We start from the raw sequence: 20,041 nt of genomic DNA on the forward strand, positions 1-20,041 counted from the left end.
AATTGTTATTATCTTGTAACTCTTCATCATTATAATCATCCTTATTATAAAAATGAAGGATGAAAAATGGGAAAATACGCAAAAATTTTCTTTGGTTTAGTTTTGGCTTTTTTCTCTTCTGCTTTTGCACAAGAGAATATTCAACTAGGTGTTAGACCCTACTATTTAGTAGAGGATATGGATGAGGGAATTCTAAAAAAAGAGTTACAAGCTTGTGTTGATAAAACTCCATCTAGAACACTTTTTTCTATTGGACACAGAGGTGCTCCACTACAGTTTCCCGAACATACAAAAGAGTCTTATATGGCTGCAGCTAAAATGGGTGCAGGAATTTTAGAGTGTGATGTTGCTTTTACAAAAGACAAAGAGTTGGTATGCAGACACTCTCAATGTGATCTACACACTACAACAAATATTTTGTCAACTCCTTTAGCTAAACAGTGTACAAAAGAGTTTACTCCAGCAGTTTTTGATAAAGATGGAAAGCTTATCAAAGAGGCAAGTGCTTTATGTTGTACCTCTGATATTACTTTAAAACAGTTTAAATCTTTAAAAGGAAAAATGGATTCAGAAGATAAAAGTGCAAAAACAGTTGAAGAGTATATGAACTCAACACCATCTTGGAGAACTGACCTTTATACTCAAAATGGAACTTTAATGACTCACAAAGAGAGTATAGAACTTTTTAAAAAATTAGGAGTTAAGATGACTCCTGAACTTAAAACTCCAAGTGTAAAAATGCCATTTGATGGAAACTATACCCAACAAGTTTATGCTCAACAGATGATTAATGAGTATAAACAAGCGGGTGTTAAAGCAAGTGATGTTTTTGCACAATCTTTTGATATAGAAGATATAAAATATTGGATTAAAAATGAACCAGAGTTTGCAAAACAAGCCGTATATTTAGATGATGATGTTTATGAAGAGAAAGATGGAATGCAAAAACAGATTTCAAGTATGAAAGAGTTTTCTAAAATGGGTATTAAATATATTGCTCCACCTCTTCAAATCTTAGTTACTCTTGATGAAAATAAAAAAATTGTTCCGTCAAAGTATGCCCTTGAAGCTCAAAAATATGGTATTGGAATTATAACTTGGAGTATGGAGCGTTCAGGACCACTAGCAAATGGAGGAGGGTGGTATTACTCTTCAATAAAAGAAGCCATAAACAATGATGGTGATATGTATGAATTAATTGATGTATTAGCTCAAAAAGTAAAAGTAAAAGTAAAAGCAATATTTTCAGATTGGCCAGCAACAATTACTTACTATGCAAACTGTAAAGGTCTTTAAATAGATTCATTACTTAATTTATGATAAAATCCCTTTTTATTACAAAAAGGGGTTTTGTCAAAATGAACAAATCAACTATAACAAACTTAGTAACAATCCTTCTTTTAGCCTTTGGTTATGCAAATAACTATGAGCTTATTTACTATATTGGACTTTTTGCTTTTAGTGGTTCCATTACAAATACTTTGGCTATTCATATGCTTTTTGAAAAGGTGCCTTTTTTATACGGTTCAGGAATTATAGAGAAGAAATTTGAAGCTTTTAAAACTTCTATTCATAATTTGATTATAAATCAATTTTTCTCTAAAGAGAACTTAAAAAACTTTTTTGAAGTTGAAATTAATAGTGCAAAAAAGAGTGTGGATTTTGAAAAGATTTTAGATAAAACAGATTTTACACCTGCTTATGATTCCCTAAAAGAGGCAGTTATGCAATCAAGTTTTGGTGGAATGCTTGGGATGTTTGGTGGTGAAGCTGCATTAGAACCTCTAAGGGAACCTTTTGTAGAAAAACTGAAAAAATCAATTATTGATATAAGCAAAAGTGACTCTTTTCAAAAGATTTTAAATGAAACACTAAAATCAGAAAATTTAAATGAAGATATAAATGAAAAAATAAGTCTAATAGTAAATAAAAGATTGGATGAATTAACTCCCAAAATGGTAAAACAGATGGTACAAGATATAATCAAAGAGTATCTTGGTTGGCTTGTTATTTGGGGAGCAGTTTTTGGTGGTCTTATTGGACTTTTAAGTAGATTGGTAGGATAAAATGGAAGAAAAACAAATAGAGTTATTGGTATTATTGGAAATTGAAGGGTTAGAGGATAAAGCAAGATTTGAAAAACATCTGAAAAAAGAGGGTTTTATTGTTGTTGAAGGAGAGTCATTTGCATATACAGGAAAATCAACTACAACTCTTTTTTCTACAAAAGCTTTTATTTTGGAAGTTTTTAAAGTTGCTTTGCAAAAACAAGAGTTTAAAGGAAAAGCAAATCTAATTTTTCTTTTAAATGAGATGCCTTATCCAGCTTATTATTATGATTTAACAACAAAAGAGTTTGAGTTAGCACAAGAAGAGAAATAGTGAATAGTATTTATGAATTTTTAAAAAATTTACAAGAGCAAAATAGTTTAAAAAAGTGTCAACTTCTTGTTGTAAATGATGATCTTCAAGCTCAAATGGCTTCAGATATTGTCTCTTTTTTAGGTTTTAAACCTTTTGTTCTAAGTGATTTTAGAGCAAACTTTGGAGATGATTTACTCTCTTTTTCAACTGAACTTCAAGAGATAACAAAAGTTTTAAATGAGTATTACTCATATAAAAAAGAGGATAAAATTTTAATCTCTCCACTTAGAACAATCTCTTTTCCTTTGCCAAAAGAGAAATGTTTTGACTCTTTTGAAATCTCTTTTGCAGATACAATAAATATTGAAGAGTTAAAATCAAAACTATACAACTGGGGATATTACTTTGTAGATATTGTAACCTCTGAAGCAGAAGCCTCTATTAGAGGAGATATTATTGATATTTGTCCATTAGGCAGTGATAGTGGATATAGAATCTCACTCTTTGATGATGAAGTTGAAAGTATTAGAAAGTTTGATATAGAAGACCAAAAATCTTCTAAAGAGGAGATAGATTCTTTTAAAATAACCCCAGCTTTTTTAGCTTTAGATGAACAAACACTTGAAGAGATAAATGAACAAATAGAAAAAGTAGAATCTGATGCTTTTATCAAAGATATTCACTCTTTGGGATTTTGGTATTTAGGTGAGCTTGGAGAGTATCTTCCTCAAAAACTAAACTCTTTTATAAGCCAAGAAGCCTTAGATGAGTTAGATGAAGCTTATGTTTTTGAAGAGAAAAGAGTAAATAAAGATAAGTTTTTAACCCTTCCTCAAATATACAAAGCTAAAGAGTATCAAGAGATTGCACCAGCAAATATAAAAGAGTTTTTAACTTTCCATGAAGGTAAAAAAGTAACTATTATCTCATCCACTGAAGCCAAAGTAAAAGCCTTTGATTTGGATCTAACAAATAAAGAGATCAACTATGTTTTTGATTCATTTATTATAAATGTTGTTGGAAATAGTGAAGTTGTTATCTCTTTAAATAAAGAGATAAAAAAGAGAAGAAAAAAGAGAATTAAACTTGTAATTGATGAGCTTCAAAATGGTGATTTTGTTGTCCATGAAAAACATGGTATTGGTCAATATCAAGGAATAGAGCCTGTTGTTGTAATGGGAGCAAAAAGGGATTTTGTTGTAATTACTTATGCAGGAAATGACAAACTTCTTTTGCCTGTTGAAAACATAGATTCCATAGATAGATATGTTGCCGATGGAAACTCTTATGCTGTTGTTGATAAACTAGGGCGTGGAAGTTTTGCAAAACTAAAAGAGAAAGTAAAAGAGAAACTCTTTGCAATTGCTAATGATATTATAAAAATAGCAGCAGCAAGAGAGCTTGTAAATGGTATAAAAATTAATACAGATAAAAAAATCTTAAACGACTTTGTTCTTACTTCTGGTTTTGAATATACAAAAGATCAAACTAGAAGTATAAGAGAAATCTATGAAGATTTAAGCTCTGGAAGAGTTATGGATAGACTTTTAAGTGGTGATGTTGGTTTTGGTAAAACAGAAGTTGCCATGAATGCAATACTTGCAACAGTTTTAGATGGATATCAAGCTATTTTTGTTTGTCCAACTACACTTTTGGCTTCACAACACTTTTTAAGTATGAGAAAAAGATTTGAAAGTTTTGGTGTAAAAATGGCAAAACTAGATGGTAAAACATCTGCAAAAGAGAAAACCTCTATTAAAAATGCTCTTTTAAATGGGGAGTTGCAACTTGTTGTTGGAACTCACTCTTTACTTGGAATCAAAACAAAAAATCTTGCCCTTGTAATAATAGATGAAGAGCACAAGTTTGGTGTAAAACAAAAAGAGAAACTAAAAGAGTTAAGGGAAGATGTACATATTTTCTCTATGAGCGCAACGCCAATCCCAAGAACTCTAAATCTTGCTTTATCTAAACTAAAAGGTATGAGTTCACTTTTAACTCCTCCAAAAGAGAGATTAGGAGTGCGAACTTATGTAAAAGAGTATAGTGACAAACTTATCAAAGAGATTGTTTTAAGGGAAAAAAGAAGAGGAGGACAACTCTTTTATGTTCATAATAATATTGCTTCAATAGAGGCAAAAAAAGCTGATATTTTAGAACTATTGCCAAATATAAAAGTAGAGATAATTCACTCAAAAATAAAACCAGAAGAGGCTGAAAAGATAATAGAAAGATTTGATAATAAAGAGTTTGATATTTTATTGGCAACCTCTATTGTTGAGTCAGGACTTCATCTTCCAAATGCAAACTCTATTATAATAGATGGAGCTGATAGATTTGGTATTGCAGATCTACATCAGCTTCGAGGAAGAGTTGGAAGAAGTGACAAAGAAGGGTTTTGTTATTATGTGGTTGAAGATAAAAAGAAAATCACAAATGATGCAATCAAAAGACTTGTAGCACTAGAATCAAACTCATATTTAGGAAGTGGAACGGCTCTTGCTCACCAAGATTTAGAGATAAGAGGTGGGGGAAATATCATAGGTGAAGCCCAAAGTGGACATATTAAACAAATAGGTTATGGTCTTTATTTAAAAATGCTTGAAGATGCTTTGGCAACTTTAAGTGGAGAGCTAAAAGAGCAGAGTAAAACTGTTGATATAAAACTTGCTATTTCAGCCTATATTAGCAGTGATTATATTTATGAAGATAGAGTAAGGCTTGAATTATACAGAAGACTCTCTAAATGTCAAAATAGAGATGAGGTTTATATAATAGAAGAGGAGATGGAGGATAGATTTGGTAAACCAGATACTCCAACTAAACAATTTTTAGAGTTAATTATTATAAAAATACTAGCTTTATCAAAAGGAATTAAAACAATTAGTTCTTATGAGATGAATATTACTTTTACAAAAGCTGATGATACAAAAGAGACCATAAAATCGCCATCAAAAGATGATGATGACATAATATCAACTACTTTACAATATTTAAGAAAATAGTATTTGTTAATATATGGTTAAAATAGAATTAAAAATGAGTTAAACCCTTGATGTCATAATTTCAATGTAATTAAAAGAAGATTACTAAAAAAAGACAAAAGGATTTAAAATGAAAAATAAACTTTTACTCTCTGTAGCACTTACAGGATTATTAGGAACTGGACTTTTTGCTTATGGTAATGGAATGCCAGGAATGCAAAATGGTGGTATGCCTTCACCTATGGGTATGTGCAATGCTAAAATGAAAATGGGAAAACCATTTATGGGTCATGGAATTATCTCTTTATTAAGAGAATTAAATTTAACTCCTGAGCAAATGAATGAGATTGCTTTATTAAGACAAGAGATGTTTAAAAATAGAGTAAAACCATCAACAGCATTTACTAAAAATAGTTTTGATGAAGATAAATATCTTGAGTTAATGAAACAACAAAGAGATAATATGTTAGAATCAAGAGCAAAAATGGTTGGTAAAATTTACAAAATTTTGACTCCTGAACAAAAAGAGCAGTTAAAAGTTTTGATGGATTTAAGAGATAATAGAATGCCTCCAATCTCTCCAATGATGAATAGATAAAAGGATTAATTTGATAAAAATTGCTATGGTAGAAGATGATTTAGAACTAGCAGAAGTTTTAACTCAATACTTAAAGCAGTATAATATTGAAGTAACTAACTATGAAGAGCCATTTTTGGCTCTTAGTAGTCTTAGAATAAAGAAGTATGATTTAATTATACTTGATTTAACACTTCCTGGAATGGACGGACTTGATGTTTGTAAAGAGATAGTTAAAAACTTTAATATCCCAATTATAATATCTAGTGCAAGAAGTGATATAACTGACAAAGTCACAGCTTTACAGCTTGGAGCTGATGATTATCTACCAAAACCATACAATCCAAGAGAACTTGAAGTTAGAATAAAAACAATACTTAGAAGATTTAATAATAACAGTGAAGATATAAAAGAGGAAAAAGTAAAACTATTCCACCTAGATATGGATAAAAAAGAGATTACAAAAAATGGTAAATATATTAAATTGACTGCTGCTGAATATGAGGTTTTATCTTTAATGATGAAAAGAGAAGGTTTTGTAATAAGTAGAGACGATATTTTTGAAAACTCAGATTTATTAAATTCAGATTACGATAGTTCAGGTTCACTAGCTGTAATTATAAACAGAATAAGACATAAAATAGAAGATAATCCAAAAGAGCCTAAATATCTACATACAATAAGAGGAATGGGGTATAAGTTTACAAATGAATAGACAATCAATATTTTTTACAATTACAATAAGTTTTATAATTTCAATTATTCTTGTGATAATCAGTTTTTCTATTTTAATGATAGTAAATGAAAAAAGAGTTGAACACTATCTTTTTGAAAAATATAGACCCGTTGCACAAATGGTTATGCGATACCATTTTAGAAAAGATATAGAAAATAAAAAATTTACAGAAGATCTAAAATCAGTAAATTTTGATTTGATTACAAATAGAGACATAATAAATAAAATCTCTTATAACCCAGATACAGAAGTTCTTGCCCAAAGGGAGTTTAAAAATATACTTTTTAGAGTATTAAAACTAAAAGATAAACAATATTTGTATCTTAAAAAAAGAAATATTCTATTTTTAATTGAGGATAAAGAGGAAACAACAACAGATCCAAAAATATATATTATATTAGGTTTCGTAATTGTCTTAATTGCACTTATTTTATCTTTTCTAGTAACTCTTAGAAAACTTATACCTCTTAAAATTTTAAAAGACAAAGTAAGTACTTTAGGTGATGAAAATTTTGATTTTGAGTGTTGTGATACAAATAGAAAAGATGAGGTCTCTTTGCTTGCAAAAGAGTTTAAAAGAAGTGCCAAAAAACTCCAAAATCTTAAAGAGGCAAGAAATGTATTTATAAGAAATATAATGCATGAACTAAAAACTCCAATTACAAAAGGTAAGTTTTTAACTGAGCTTGAGAGAAATGAAGAGAACTATGAAAAATTAAAAGAGGTATTTAACAGATTAGAGACTTTAATTAATGAGTTTGCTTCAATAGAAGAGTTAATTTCATCTTCAAAAATTCTTGAGAAAAAGAACTATTTTATAAATGATATTGTTGATAATGCAAAAGATATTTTAATGTTAGATGATAATTTAGTTATTGAAAAATATCAAAATATAAAACTAGAGATAAATTACAAACTCTTTTCAATTGCTGTTAAAAATCTAATTGATAATGCAATTAAATATTCAGATGATAAAAAAGTGATGATAAGTAATGAAGATGAAAATTTAATATTTGAAAATAGTGGAAAACCTTTGGAATATAGTTTGGAAAGTTATTATGAACCATTTTTTGCAAATGAAGATAAACAGAAAAATTCATTTGGTTTAGGACTTTATATTGTAAGTAATATTTTAAGAGCAAACAACTATCACCTTGAATATGAATATAAAGATAATAAAAATATTTTCAAATGCATAAAGGAAAAAAAATAGTATTTGATATCGCAATAATAGGTGCAGGAGCAAGTGGTTTAATGCTTGCATCCAATTTAAAAAACCAAAATATCTGCATAATTGATTCAAACTCAAAAATTGGCGAAAAAATAAGAGTTAGTGGTGGAGCAAAATGCAATATAACAAATGAAAAAGTAAAAGCTTCTAACTATTTAGGTGATAAAAGTTTCTGTGAAAATATTCTAAAAAACTTTTCAAATAAAGAGCTTTTAAATTTTTTAAATCAAAATGGCGTTCATCCTAAAATAAATCCAAAAATTGTAAAAGGAACATACTTTTGTAACTCATCAAAAGATGTAATAGAGATGTTCTCAAAACTAACAACCCATGTAAAAAAATATTTAGATACAAAAGTTTTAGATATTGAATATGATAGAGATTTTACAATTATAACCGCAAAAAATACAATCAAAGCAAAAAGAGTTGTTGTAGCAAGTGGTGGTTTATCTTATGAGAGTTTAGGAGCCTCTTCTTTTGCTTTTGATATTGCAAAAAAGTTTGGGCATACACTAGCAAATACAAAACCAGCACTTGTTGGATTTACAGTTCAAAAAGAGCAGTTTTGGTTTAAAAACTTAAGTGGTATTTCAACTCCTGTTGAGATAAAAGTGGATAATAAAAGTTTTTTTGGAAGTTTACTTTTTGCCCACAAAGGTTGTTCTGGACCAGCAGTATTAAATAGCTCTTTATATTGGCAAAAAGGAAAAATTGTAATTGATTTTTTACCTAATAAAAAGATTGGAAGTTTTTTACAAGGAAATAAAAAAATAAGTACAGCTTTACCTCTTCCAAAAAGATTCTTAAGTGAGTTTTTAACTTCAATCTCTTTAGAAGATAAAAGTGTGAATAGTTTAAGCAAAGAGGAAAAAAATAAACTTGAATTATTGAAAAATTATCAGTTTAGTCCAGCTGGAACCTTTGGATACACAAAAGCAGAAGTTACAAGTGGAGGAATTTTACTCGATGAAATTGATAATAGCACCTTTGAAAGTAAAAAACAAAATAGATTATTTTTTATTGGTGAATGCCTTGATCTGACGGGAGAATTAGGGGGGTATAATTTTCAAATAGTCTTCTCAGAGGCAATACTTTGTTCAAAACACCTAAACAGTGAAGTTAAAGATTCATAATTATTTAATAATAAATTAATTGATTAACCCATAAAAAATAGTTATAATAATGCCGTTAAAGATATACATGATTTTAAAGGTATTAAAAATGTTTTTCTCAAATACAAAAATAAAAGATGAGGAGATATCAAAGCTTAAAAAAGAGATAGAAAATCTTAAACTTGAGATATCAAAAAGGGATGAAAAAGTTGCACACCTTGAAGCGCAGAATGCAAAAGCTGTAACAAAAGATGAGTTTGATTTACTTAAAAATGAACTGCAATTATACAAAGGATGTGTAGGTTTCTCACAATCAGAAGGGCTTCTTTTATTTGATAAAAACAATCACTTACTTTTTAAAAATAAAAATGCAAAAAATCATGAAGTTGACGAAGCTGTAGTTTTAAAAGCAATCGAAGAGAAGTTAGATACAGTTGTTTTAAATGATTGTGAAGCTTCAATTGTCACAAAAAATGTAAATAACTATAAAATAGTATCTTTAAAACAGACTTCAATTCATGATAAAAAAGATGGAAGTTTGTTAGAGAGACACAATAAAAATATGACAAACTCTCTTACAACCACGCAAAATACTTATTTAGTTTTACTTGATGAACTTAAATCTATGATGATAGAATCAAAAGAGACAGCAGAAGGTTCAACAAATGGACTTAATCTTACAAATAGTATAGTTAATGATACAGAGAAATTGCATAATGAAATTAAACTTGAACACGAAATTGTAAATTCACTTGTTGCAAAGAGTAAAGATATCTCTGATGTAATTAATATTATTCAAGAGATAGCTTTTCAAACAAACATTTTATCTTTAAATGCAGCAGTTGAAGCAGCAACGGCAGGGGAAGCGGGAAAAGGTTTTGCAGTTGTTGCCCAAGAGGTTAGAAATCTTGCAAATAGATCAGCTGAAGCAGCAACTCAAATTAAAACTGTTGTTGACTCAATTCAAAGTGAAACAAACAAAATCAAAACAAGCTCTGAAAATGTTTCTGTGGTTGTAAATGAGACAAAAGATAGAGTTCTAGTTTTAAGTGATTTAATGAATGGTTTTCAAAAAAATTCAAATAGAGCTGTTTTTGAGGTGGAGAGTATTTCAAATAGAATCTTTATCAACTTAGCTAAATTAGACCATGTTATTTATAAAAACAATCTATATCAATTAATTTTTGGTGGAGCGCATAACTTTAATCCTGTTGATCATCATAATTGTAGATTAGGTAAATGGTACGAAACAGGACTTGGTAAAGAGCAGTTTAGTATGGTTCCATCTTATAAAAATTTAGAAAAACACCATTCAGTTGTACATAATGAAGCAAACTCTTTGGCAAAAGAGTGTTCAGGGCACTCTGTATCTTGTTCTAAAAAACTTATTGAAGAGAAAGTAGATTTAGTTGAAAGTGCAAGTGAAAATGTATTTGTTTATTTGGATAAAATTTTAGATGAGAAAAACAATCTAATAATGAGAGATGCTGCAGAAAAACTTTTTGATAATTAAGGAAATATAATGAGTGAAAAAATTTATGAAATTGCTGTAATTGATGATGAACTAGAGATATTAAAAATGATTCAAAAATATTTGGAAAAGAGTGCAAAATATAAAGTTACAACATTCTCAAATCCAGTAGTAGCTGTTAATTCAATTGAAAAAGGAAAGTTTGACCTTATTTTATTGGATATTATGATGCCTCAAATGAATGGACTTGAAGCATTAGAGAAAATAATGGAAAAAAATCCTTCTCAAAAAGTTTGTATGATGACGGCATACTCTACCTTAGACAAAGTTCTAAAGTCGCACAAAGAGGGTGCAACAAATTATGTAATGAAACCTTTCTCTTCTCTTCAAGCATTAGAGAGTAAGGTTCAAAAGATATTAGTTGATTAATAATTATGTCTATTAAGAGATATATAAATGTTTATACTCTCTTAGCTATTTTTTCAATACTTCTTATAATAATAGGTATAAGAGATATTGAAAATAGAAAAAAAGAGCATATACTAACAAAATACTATTTTGAAACTACCAAAAAGTATAAAGACTATTTAAATGGTGTAGAAGAGTATAGCGATATATATTTTTTTAATCATATTTATAAAAACAGTGAACTTATAGCTCTTCTTAAAAGTGAAGACAAAGATAGGTTTACAAAGATTGATAAACTTTTAAAAGATAGTTATAGTTTTTTCAAAAACTACTATATAAAGGGAATCTCTTTATATAAGAAAGATTACAATCTCATTTTTAGTAGTTTTGGCAAATATGAAATAATACCTACACATAGAGAATTCCTTGATAACTATTTACAAGAGAAAAACAGTCAAATAACTTTGGCTTCATATGGTATTTATTTAAATTTTCTAAAACCTGTTTTTGATGATAAATATAATCTGCTAGCAATCTTTGAAAGTTCAATTGATTTACCTAAATATTTACACAATCTAAGTTTAAATCAAGAGCTCTCTACGCAACTTATTTTTAGTAAAAATATTTTAGATAGTCTAAATAAAAAAGCCTTTGAAAACTATCAGGAATACAATCTTGATTCAAATTATGTTTATGAAAAATCTTTTTATAGTAGTAGAGTTGATAATCTAAATTTATCTTTAAATAGAAATGATTTAAAAAGAGGATTTGCAAGCAATAGAATATTTTCTGTTTTTTATGAAAATCAAGATTTGGAATATATAAAAATATTTTTGCCAATAATTGATACAAAGAGTAATAATAAACTTGGCTATTTTGTTGTGGATAGAAAAGCAGATGAATATGCACATTTAGCTTTTAAATATGATTTGATTTCAATCACAATAGCCCTTTTTGCACTAATGTTTGGTCTGTTTATCTATTTTTATAATCTTAAAAAGAGTAAATGTTTAATAATACAGAGAAAACTTCAAGAGATAACAAAAAGTATTGATAAATATGTGATTATAGCTGAGACAGATTTACAAGGGATAATAACCTATGCCTCTGAAGCTTTTTGCAAAATTAGTGGTTATAAAAAGAGTGAAATAATAGGTAGACCAATAAGTATAATAAGAAACCCAGATATCTCTAAAAACTTTTTTGAAAAGATGTGGTATAAGATTTCCAAAGGTGATATTTGGGAAGGTGAAGTGAAAAATCTGGATAAGAATGGAAATTCTTATTGGGAAAGAGGGAATATTACTCCTATATATAATAATGATGAATCAGAGGTGATTGGTTATAGGGCAATCAAAGTTAATATTACAGATGAAAAACAACTTCAAAAAGTTAATTCTTTGCTTAAAAAAGAGCTTTTTTTGAGACTAAATGAGATTAAAACGATGGATAAGTTAAAAGTTGATGAATCAAAAATTAAACTTATGAGTAGAATTTTAGACACTTTTTCAAATGAGTGGAAAAAACCAATCTCAAATATAAATGCAAGTCTTTTAGATTTTGATAGTAGAGTTGATAAGGCAAAATATACAAAAAAAGATTTGAAAGATTTTATTTTTTTATTAAAAGATGAGATTAGACTTTTATCAAAAAACTTAAATGAGTTTAGAAAATTATTTATTGAAGATGAAGATAATGATAAATTTAATGTGTATGGGCTAATAAATTCTGTATTTGAATCAGTCTCTAGTAAAGAAGTACAACTCTCTTTGGTGGGCTCAAAAGAGATAGAAATTTATGGAATTTATCATGACTTAAAAAAAGTTATTTTTGGAATAATAACTAACTCTTTAGATGCTTTTCATTCTAAAAATATAAGTAATGGAAAAATTCAAATAACGCTAAGTGAAGAGAATAAAAAAGTTTTAATCAAAATAAAAGATAATGCAGGAGGAGTAGAAAAAGAGATTCTCCCAAAAATCTTTGATTATAATTTTAGTACGAAGTATTATACAAAAGTTGATGGGTTACCCCTTTATCTTGCAAAACTTATAATAGAGAAATCAAATGGAAAAATTTGGGCAGAGAATGAAGATGATGGATGTAGCTTTTTTATTGAGTTAGATATTAATGAAAGAGAAAAAGAGAGTAAGAGAGTATTATGAAACTAAAATTCTCTACAAAACTTTTTTTCTCTTTTCTCTTTTTTAGTACAATTGTATTTTTCTCTTTTCTATATTTTGGTTATGGATTATTTGAGAATAAAATTCAAGAAAATAGTGTAAATAAGTTTTTATCTGAGGTTAAAAGTTTAGATGAAAAATTGTTAAAAACAAAAGAGAATTTAGAAGATATTGTTAACTCTGTTACTCTATTAAACTCACTAAAAAGATTTGATAAAGATAGTTTAAAAAACTCAATAGAAGCAATCTTACTTAGTAACAAAAATATCTTAGAGATTTCAGTTATAAATAGCAAACTAAACTATGAAGTTAATGTAAAAAAAGAGAAATATAAAGATAGTCTGACTCAAAAATTTGTTAAATTATCAAAACTAAAAGAAAATGAACTTCTTTTTAGCAATATTGAATTATTAAAAGATAAAAATGAGATAACTCTGCCTATAGTTCATCTTTTAGAAGTTTTTAAAAAGATTAATGATGAAGAGATTATTGTAGTAAAAACCAATATTAATGGGATAATTGACTCTTTTAAAAATATCTCCTATTTAATTGAAGATGATAAAATTATTTATGATAGAAACTCCCTTTACACTTGGTCAAAATATTATAATCCAAATTTAAAAATTGAAGCTCTTTTCCCTTCTATAAATAAAAACAGTAAAGAGTTTTTTGTTAGTGAAAAATATATTTTCAAATATTCAAAACTAAATAGTAATAGGGATTTACTCTTAGTTGGAGAGTTTGAAACTCTTTATTTAAAATACTTTTTAATAGACAACTTGGAAGAGTTAATTAGTATTGCATTTTTAATGTTTTTAATTTCACTTGTATTATCAACAGCGCTAACTTTACCTATTTCAAGTATGAATAAAAAACTTATTAGTGAAAAAGATGTTCTTTTTAGCTCAATAAAAGAACAAAGTCTTGAATTAAGTGAGAGTCTTCATATTATAGATCAACATGTGATGTATTTAAAAATGGACAAAAAGTATATGATTGAAGATGCAAGTTCATATTTTTGTAAAGTCTATGGTTATGAAAAAGAGGAGTTAATAGGACATCATTACTCTATTTTATATTCACAAGAGAGATATGATCAGATAGAGAATGAAATATTAGATATTGTGAAGAAAAAAGGCTTTTGGAAGGGTGAGATTTTAGCAAAAAGAAAAAATGGTGAAGAGTATTGGGTTGAGTCTTATATTCAAGCAAATTATAGTGATAAAAAAGTTATCTCTTACACAATTATTAGAAAAGATATTAGTGATAATAAAAAAGTTGAAAAACTGTATGAAGATCTGTTTTATCAAATAGAGCAGTTAAATGCAATTTTCCAAAGCGTATATAGTGGTATTGCACTAATTGATTTAAGCGGTGAAATCAAAAAATCAAATTCTGCTTTCTGCGATATTTTTAACTACAAAGATGAAGAGATTATCTCTGTAAATATTTTTAAACTTGTAGATGAAAGTAGTAAAAAACTTCTTGAGAGAATAATTGAAGAGTTGAAAGATTTTGGTTCTGTAACAAATATGGAACTAATCTTTTTAACAAAAAATGAGGAAGAGATATATTTGAATCTCTCATTAAAAATGCTTCCAGATAGATCAAATATTGTTCTAGTTGTAAACTCATTGGAAGATAAAAGAAAACTTCAAGAATTAAATCAAAACTTGGAAAAAAGAGTTAAAGAGGAAGTTAGAAAAAATATAGATAAAGACAAAGCTCATCAAGAAGAGAAATTAAAAAGTGCAAAACTTACTTCAATTGGTACTCTTGCCGCAGGAATAACCCATGAAATAAATACCCCTCTTACATATCTAAAGGGAAATTTTGAGATGTTGCAAATGGATATTGATGATGTGAAAGATGAAAAATTGAAAGAGGAGATGATTGAAAGCTGCACTAAAATATCTGATGCAATAGATAGAATTTCAATAATTGTTGAATCGATGAGAGAGATGTCTCAACAATCTTCAGAGGTTAAAGAAAAAACCAATATTTTTGCAACTCTTATTACCTCTTTAAGTATGGCATACAATGTCTCAAAACTAATAACAAGAGTCTATTTAAATAACCAAGAGTTTAAATTAACGAATATTGGAAAAAATGATTTTGAAATCTTTGCAAAGGTTCAAAAACAAAGACTTGAGCAAGTTTGGATTATTATAATTAACAATGCTTTGGATGAGCTAAAAAATATTGAAGATTATGAAAAAAGAGAGCTTAGAATTGATATATTTAGAGAAAATGGCGAAGTAGTTGTAAGGTTTTGTGATAATGCAAAAGGGATAGATGAAACTATTTTGCCAAATATTTTTGAACCTTTTATGAGCACTAAAGAACATAGTGGAATGGGTGTTGGATTAAATATTGCAAAAAAAATAATTGATGAACAAAAAGGGGTAATCAAAGCATACAATAGTGACAGTGGTGCAGTATTTGAAATAAGATTACAAGAGATAAACTAAAAGAGAAAACTAACCTTATACTAGATACAATTGCATAATTTAGAAAGATAAGGGTAACTTTGAGAATAGCATTTATAGGCGATATTGTTGGACGTCCAGGTAGAAAAATCATTAAAGAGAATCTTGAAAAAATCCGAAAAAATTACAATATTGATTTTGTAATAGCAAACGCAGAGAATGCTAGTCATGGTTTTGGACTTACTGTTAAAAACTGTAATGAACTTTTAAAAATGGGTATTGATGCAATAACTGGTGGGAATCACTCTTTTGATAAAAAAAGTGATATGTTTGCACTTTTAGAGAATAACAATATCCTAAGACCTCACAATTATCCAGAAGGATTAGTTGGTTCTGGTTGCAAACTCTTTGATGTAAATAATGAAAAACTTGCTGTTATAAACCTTATGGGACAGTTTGGTATGCCTATTGTTGAAAATCCTTTTAATGTAGCTAGAAAATTGCTTGATGAACTAAAAGAGAAAAATGTAAAAAATATTTTTATAGATTTTCACGGTGAAGCTACAAGTGAAAAAAGAGTAATTTTTATGATGTTAAAGGGTGAAGTAAGTGCTATTTGTGGAACTCATACCCATGTTGGAACAGATGATTTGGAAGTTTGTGAAGGTACAGCCTATTTAACAGATATTGGGCTTACAGGATGTAGAGATAATGTAATTGGAATGGATGAGAGAATTCCAATTCAAAAAGCAACCACAGGAATAGGTGGACATTTTGAAGTTCCAAACAGTTGTAAAGCAGTTTTTCAAATGATGGTTGTAGATATAGAAAATGGAAAAGCAAGCAATGCCTTTAAACTAAAAAAATATTGCAATAAAGATGAGATAATAAAAACAGATGCAATTATCTAATGAGATAAGCAATAGTTATGAGCTATTAGAGTTTCTAAAAAAACAAAATCTTTTGAAAGAAGAGCCTTCTTATTGGTGGCCTAGCAGTAGTGATTTTGAAATTTTAATAGGTGCTATTTTAACTCAAAATACCAAATGGACAAATGTAGAAAAATCTCTAGAAAATCTAAAAAAATTAAACATACTTAATTTCGAAGCTATTATTGAAGTAAATAGCACAGTTTTAGTTGAGGCTATTGCCCCAAGTGGTTTTAAAAATCAAAAATCTCAAAGATTAAAACTTTTAGCAAAAAATATTTTAGAAGAGTTTGGCTCTTTTGATAATTTTTGCCAAAGTGTAAATAGAGAGTGGCTTTTAGAGCAAAAAGGAATAGGCTTTGAAACAGCAGATGCAATACTTTGTTATGCCTGTCATCAAGAGTTTATGGTAGTGGATAAATATACCCAAAAATTAGTCTCATATATGGGTTTTGAATTTGAAACCTATGAGGATTTACAAGCTTGGTGTGAATATGGAATTAATGAAAATTTAGATAAAATATTTGAACTTTACGGTTACGAAATATCTTTAAATAAACTATATTGCAGATTTCATGGAAAGATTGTTGAGTTTATGAAAAGTAATAGATTAAAAGCAAGGGTAAAAGAATGATTATTATTCCACAAACTAAAGGTGGTGTAGGTAAATCCACTGTTGCTATGCAAGTTATTGCGCCATATCTATATAAAAAACATGGCAAAAAAGTAACATATATTGAAATTGATGACGAGAACAATGATAGTAAATCTTTTACAAGAACTGAAATTGTTGACAAAAGAATGTTAGGCACAAATAAACTAATAGAACTAGATGAACTTATTTTGATGGACGATAACCATGAAATTATTGTTGATGTTGGTGGAAATAAAACCTCTTCATTGGTTCTTGAAGAGATTAAAAAAGTTGGCTCTTTTGGTAATGTAAAATGGATTATTCCTTTAGGTGATGGTGAATTAGATGGTAAAAATGCCATTGCAACGCTAAAGAAAATTAAGAAAATTGAAAACAATCTTGACAATAATGTTTTATTTGCTTTAAATAGAGCAATTTCAATGGATCAAGAGTATATTGAAGAGCAGTTTATTAACTTTTTTGGACACAAATATTTAGAGAGTAACTCTGTAATTTGTGATTTTATAAAAGAACCAAAATACTTCCCTGTAAAAAATGATAAAGTTATTACAATGAGCAGATATTTAGGAAGTACAGTTTGGGAAATGGCTTATAATAATACTGACTTTGCAGCAAAAGCAATGAGAGCAAAAGAGTTAGGTGACATTGAGAGTGCTAGAAAATATCTCTTTTTTAGAAGAATTCAAACAGAAGCAAAAGATTATGTTTTGGATACTTTAAATAAAATTTTTTATGATTTAGATAAGTGGTTAGATATTAAAAAATGAGTGATATGACATTTAAACAAGCCAAAGAGATTGTTGAAAGGCTTGAATTAGCAGAACTTAGTCTAAGAAACTCTTTTGATAGTATTGACTATGCAAGACGCTCTTTAGATGATTCATTAATAGAGCAAAAAAAAGTATTAAAACAACTGCCAGAAAAAGACAAAAAGATTTCAGTTCTTTTTTTAATAATCATGTTAAATATTGGTTTTATAGCTGGTCTTTTAGTTGGCAAATATTTATTATAAAATGTAGGAAAATGAATGGGTAAACAAGAAAAAATTGTGTCAATGTTTAATGAGATAGCAGGAACATATGATATAGCTAATAGAGTTTTAAGTCTAGGAATTGATAAATCTTGGAGAAATAAAGCTTGTAATAAAGCTTTTGAACTTTATAATAAAGAAGATATAGAAAAGATAGTTGATGTTGCTTGTGGAACAGGTGATATGATAGAGTTTTGGAAAAAAATTGCAAAAGAGAATGGAATAAATTTAAAAAATATTATTGGAGTAGATCCAAGTGTTGGGATGATGGATGTAGCTAAAAAGAAACTTCCAGAAGTTGAGTTTATTGAAGCTGGTGCAGCACAAATGCCTCTGGATAACAATAGTGCAGATATTATCTCAATCTCTTATGGGATTAGAAATGTTGTACAAAGGCAAGAGGCTTTTGATGAGTTTTCAAGGGTTCTAAAAAAAGGTGGATTAGTTGTAATTTCTGAATTTACAAAAAAAGAGAAATCTTCACTTCTTGATCATTTAACAGATTTTTATATGAATAAAATTTTACCAACATTAGGTGGACTCATCTCAAAAAATAAAGATGCATATATTTATTTACCAAATTCAATTGATGAATTTTTAACAACAGAAAACCTTTGTAAAGAGTTAAAACAAGCGGGACTTGAACCAATCTATACAAAAGATTTTTCTATGAAAATTTCAACTTTGATAATTGCTAGAAAACTATAATTTTCTAGCTTCAAGGTTAGAAAATTGAATTCACCAATCTCAGTTTCAACGTTAAATACTCAAATTAAATCCCTTCTTGAAACAACTTTTATAAATGTGTATGTGGAAGGAGAGATCTCAAATTTAACTTACCACAACTCAGGGCATATTTACTTTTCAATAAAAGATGAAAACTCTACAATTTCATGTGTTATGTTTAAAGGTAATACAAAATATCTGAAGTTTCAGCTGGAAGTTGGACTAAAAGTTGTAATTACAGGAACCATAACAGTTTATACTCCAAGGGGCAGTTACCAACTTTTATGTAATAAAATTGAACCTTCAGGGCAGGGGGCTTTAGCTTTGGCTTATGAGCAGCTAAAGGCAAAACTTCATGCAAAAGGTTATTTCAATCCAGAAATTAAAAAAACTTTGCCTAAATATCCTAAAAAAATTGCACTTGTAACTTCACCAACAGGCGCAGCCATTGAAGATATGAAAAAAGTTGCAAGTCATAGATGGCCTCTTATTGAACTTGTGTTAATTCCTACTTTAGTTCAAGGTGATGAAGCAAAATTTGATATTGTCTCTTCTATTAAATTTGCTCAAACTTTAGATGTGGATTTAATTGTTGTGGGACGAGGTGGAGGAAGTGTTGAAGACTTATGGTCTTTTAATGAAGAGATAGTTGCAACTGCTATTTATGAGTGTCAAAAACCAATTATTTCAGCTGTTGGACATGAAATAGATTTTTTAATCTCAGATTTTGTAGCTGATATTAGAGCCGCAACTCCATCAAATGCAATGGAGATAGCACTGCCTGATATAAATGAACATAGAATCTATATAGATACTTTATCAAATGATTTTCAAAATAGATTAAAAAATCAACTTTTACAAAAGCAAACTCAATTGGAGAATATAACAAAGCTTTTTGAACAAAACTCTTTAAAGTCAAAGTTTAACTATATTCAAGAAGAGATATCTCTTTTAAAAAAGAATTTTCAAATCTATATTAAAAATGTTTTACAAATGAAACAAAACTCTCTTAATGTTTTACAAGAAACATACAAATCCAATCATCCCGATAAAAAAAATTTAGAGGGCTATGCTCAAGTTACAATGGATAATAAAATAACAAAATTAGAAGAGTTGAAAATTGATGACATAATTACTCTACAAAGCTCTAAAACATTAGTTTCCTGTAGGGTAACAAACATAAAAAAACAATAGTAATTTAAGTTT

18 protein-coding genes are annotated in these 20,041 nt (G+C 28.2%); all 18 read left to right on the top strand.

The window, feature by feature from the left end; all coding sequences use genetic code 11:
* Window positions 1-66 precede the first annotated feature (66 nt).
* The 18 genes from AEBR_RS03035 (at window position 67) to xseA (ending at window position 20,029) form a co-directional block, all read left to right on the top strand.
* Window positions 67-1,296 (top strand): glycerophosphodiester phosphodiesterase family protein, encoded by a 1,230-nt coding sequence (locus AEBR_RS03035; RefSeq protein ID WP_129087004.1) that lies wholly within the window; start codon window positions 67-69, stop codon window positions 1,294-1,296.
* Between the two features lie 62 nt (window positions 1,297-1,358).
* Complete coding sequence (locus AEBR_RS03040; RefSeq protein WP_128980169.1) at window positions 1,359-2,066, top strand: DUF445 domain-containing protein; 708 nt, start codon at window positions 1,359-1,361, stop codon at window positions 2,064-2,066.
* A gap of 1 nt (window position 2,067) precedes the next feature.
* Window positions 2,068-2,382: a hypothetical protein gene (locus AEBR_RS03045; RefSeq protein WP_129087005.1), complete on the top strand. Its 315-nt coding sequence runs from the start codon at window positions 2,068-2,070 to the stop codon at window positions 2,380-2,382.
* Entirely contained in the window at window positions 2,382-5,369 is a 2,988-nt protein-coding gene (gene mfd, locus AEBR_RS03050; protein ID WP_129087006.1) for a transcription-repair coupling factor, read from the top strand. Before AEBR_RS03045 ends, mfd begins: the two co-directional genes overlap by 1 nt.
* A gap of 109 nt (window positions 5,370-5,478) precedes the next feature.
* Window positions 5,479-5,946, top strand: coding sequence for a Spy/CpxP family protein refolding chaperone (locus AEBR_RS03055; protein WP_129087007.1), 468 nt, complete (start codon window positions 5,479-5,481; stop codon window positions 5,944-5,946).
* 10 nt (window positions 5,947-5,956) lie between these two features.
* The gene (locus AEBR_RS03060) at window positions 5,957-6,640 is read left to right on the top strand and encodes a response regulator transcription factor (protein ID WP_128980177.1); all 684 of its coding nucleotides are present in this window, start codon (window positions 5,957-5,959) and stop codon (window positions 6,638-6,640) included.
* On the top strand, window positions 6,633-7,874 hold the full coding sequence (locus AEBR_RS03065) for an ArsS family sensor histidine kinase (RefSeq protein WP_129087008.1): 1,242 nt from the start codon (window positions 6,633-6,635) through the stop codon (window positions 7,872-7,874). Before AEBR_RS03060 ends, AEBR_RS03065 begins: the two co-directional genes overlap by 8 nt.
* On the top strand, window positions 7,853-9,025 hold the full coding sequence (locus tag AEBR_RS03070; RefSeq protein ID WP_129087009.1) for a BaiN/RdsA family NAD(P)/FAD-dependent oxidoreductase: 1,173 nt from the start codon (window positions 7,853-7,855) through the stop codon (window positions 9,023-9,025). The genes AEBR_RS03065 and AEBR_RS03070 overlap by 22 nt, the downstream gene beginning before the upstream one ends.
* An 88-nt stretch (window positions 9,026-9,113) precedes the next feature.
* Complete coding sequence (locus AEBR_RS03075) at window positions 9,114-10,517, top strand: methyl-accepting chemotaxis protein (protein WP_129087010.1); 1,404 nt, start codon at window positions 9,114-9,116, stop codon at window positions 10,515-10,517.
* 9 nt (window positions 10,518-10,526) lie between these two features.
* The gene (locus tag AEBR_RS03080) at window positions 10,527-10,904 is read left to right on the top strand and encodes a response regulator (RefSeq protein WP_129087011.1); all 378 of its coding nucleotides are present in this window, start codon (window positions 10,527-10,529) and stop codon (window positions 10,902-10,904) included.
* A gap of 5 nt (window positions 10,905-10,909) precedes the next feature.
* Entirely contained in the window at window positions 10,910-13,048 is a 2,139-nt protein-coding gene (locus AEBR_RS03085) for a PAS domain-containing protein (protein ID WP_129087012.1), read from the top strand.
* Window positions 13,045-15,537 carry a PAS domain-containing sensor histidine kinase gene (locus AEBR_RS03090; RefSeq protein WP_129087013.1) on the top strand — a complete coding sequence of 831 codons (2,493 nt, stop codon included), beginning with the start codon at window positions 13,045-13,047 and terminating at the stop codon, window positions 15,535-15,537. Before AEBR_RS03085 ends, AEBR_RS03090 begins: the two co-directional genes overlap by 4 nt.
* 59 nt (window positions 15,538-15,596) lie before the next feature.
* Window positions 15,597-16,406, top strand: a complete 810-nt coding sequence (locus tag AEBR_RS03095; protein ID WP_129087014.1) for a TIGR00282 family metallophosphoesterase — start codon at window positions 15,597-15,599, stop codon at window positions 16,404-16,406.
* Window positions 16,393-17,058, top strand: a complete 666-nt coding sequence (locus AEBR_RS03100; RefSeq protein WP_129087015.1) for a 3-methyladenine DNA glycosylase — start codon at window positions 16,393-16,395, stop codon at window positions 17,056-17,058. Before AEBR_RS03095 ends, AEBR_RS03100 begins: the two co-directional genes overlap by 14 nt.
* Window positions 17,055-17,846: a nucleotide-binding protein gene (locus AEBR_RS03105; RefSeq protein ID WP_129087016.1), complete on the top strand. Its 792-nt coding sequence runs from the start codon at window positions 17,055-17,057 to the stop codon at window positions 17,844-17,846. The genes AEBR_RS03100 and AEBR_RS03105 overlap by 4 nt, the downstream gene beginning before the upstream one ends.
* Window positions 17,847-17,851: 5 nt before the next feature.
* The gene (locus AEBR_RS03110; protein ID WP_228711979.1) at window positions 17,852-18,091 is read left to right on the top strand and encodes a hypothetical protein; all 240 of its coding nucleotides are present in this window, start codon (window positions 17,852-17,854) and stop codon (window positions 18,089-18,091) included.
* Window positions 18,092-18,106: 15 nt separating this feature from the next.
* Window positions 18,107-18,817: a bifunctional demethylmenaquinone methyltransferase/2-methoxy-6-polyprenyl-1,4-benzoquinol methylase UbiE gene (ubiE, locus tag AEBR_RS03115; RefSeq protein WP_129087017.1), complete on the top strand. Its 711-nt coding sequence runs from the start codon at window positions 18,107-18,109 to the stop codon at window positions 18,815-18,817.
* 24 nt (window positions 18,818-18,841) lie between these two features.
* Window positions 18,842-20,029: an exodeoxyribonuclease VII large subunit gene (xseA, locus tag AEBR_RS03120; protein WP_129087018.1), complete on the top strand. Its 1,188-nt coding sequence runs from the start codon at window positions 18,842-18,844 to the stop codon at window positions 20,027-20,029.
* Window positions 20,030-20,041 lie beyond the last annotated feature (12 nt).

This window comes from Halarcobacter ebronensis (genome assembly GCF_013201825.1).
GTDB classification, from domain to species: Bacteria; Campylobacterota; Campylobacteria; order Campylobacterales; family Arcobacteraceae; genus Halarcobacter; species Halarcobacter ebronensis.

Coding starts and splice junctions, on each gene's coding strand:
- AEBR_RS03035 (WP_129087004.1), top strand. CDS start 67: ATGGGAAAATACGCAAAAATTTTCTTTGGTTTAGTTTTGGCTTTTTTC.
- AEBR_RS03040 (WP_128980169.1), top strand. CDS start 1,359: ATGAACAAATCAACTATAACAAACTTAGTAACAATCCTTCTTTTAGCC.
- AEBR_RS03045 (WP_129087005.1), top strand. CDS start 2,068: ATGGAAGAAAAACAAATAGAGTTATTGGTATTATTGGAAATTGAAGGG.
- AEBR_RS03055 (WP_129087007.1), top strand. CDS start 5,479: ATGAAAAATAAACTTTTACTCTCTGTAGCACTTACAGGATTATTAGGA.
- AEBR_RS03065 (WP_129087008.1), top strand. CDS start 6,633: ATGAATAGACAATCAATATTTTTTACAATTACAATAAGTTTTATAATT.
- AEBR_RS03070 (WP_129087009.1), top strand. CDS start 7,853: ATGCATAAAGGAAAAAAAATAGTATTTGATATCGCAATAATAGGTGCA.
- AEBR_RS03075 (WP_129087010.1), top strand. CDS start 9,114: ATGTTTTTCTCAAATACAAAAATAAAAGATGAGGAGATATCAAAGCTT.
- AEBR_RS03080 (WP_129087011.1), top strand. CDS start 10,527: ATGAGTGAAAAAATTTATGAAATTGCTGTAATTGATGATGAACTAGAG.
- AEBR_RS03085 (WP_129087012.1), top strand. CDS start 10,910: ATGTCTATTAAGAGATATATAAATGTTTATACTCTCTTAGCTATTTTT.
- AEBR_RS03090 (WP_129087013.1), top strand. CDS start 13,045: ATGAAACTAAAATTCTCTACAAAACTTTTTTTCTCTTTTCTCTTTTTT.
- AEBR_RS03100 (WP_129087015.1), top strand. CDS start 16,393: ATGCAATTATCTAATGAGATAAGCAATAGTTATGAGCTATTAGAGTTT.
- AEBR_RS03105 (WP_129087016.1), top strand. CDS start 17,055: ATGATTATTATTCCACAAACTAAAGGTGGTGTAGGTAAATCCACTGTT.
- AEBR_RS03110 (WP_228711979.1), top strand. CDS start 17,852: ATGACATTTAAACAAGCCAAAGAGATTGTTGAAAGGCTTGAATTAGCA.
- ubiE (WP_129087017.1), top strand. CDS start 18,107: ATGGGTAAACAAGAAAAAATTGTGTCAATGTTTAATGAGATAGCAGGA.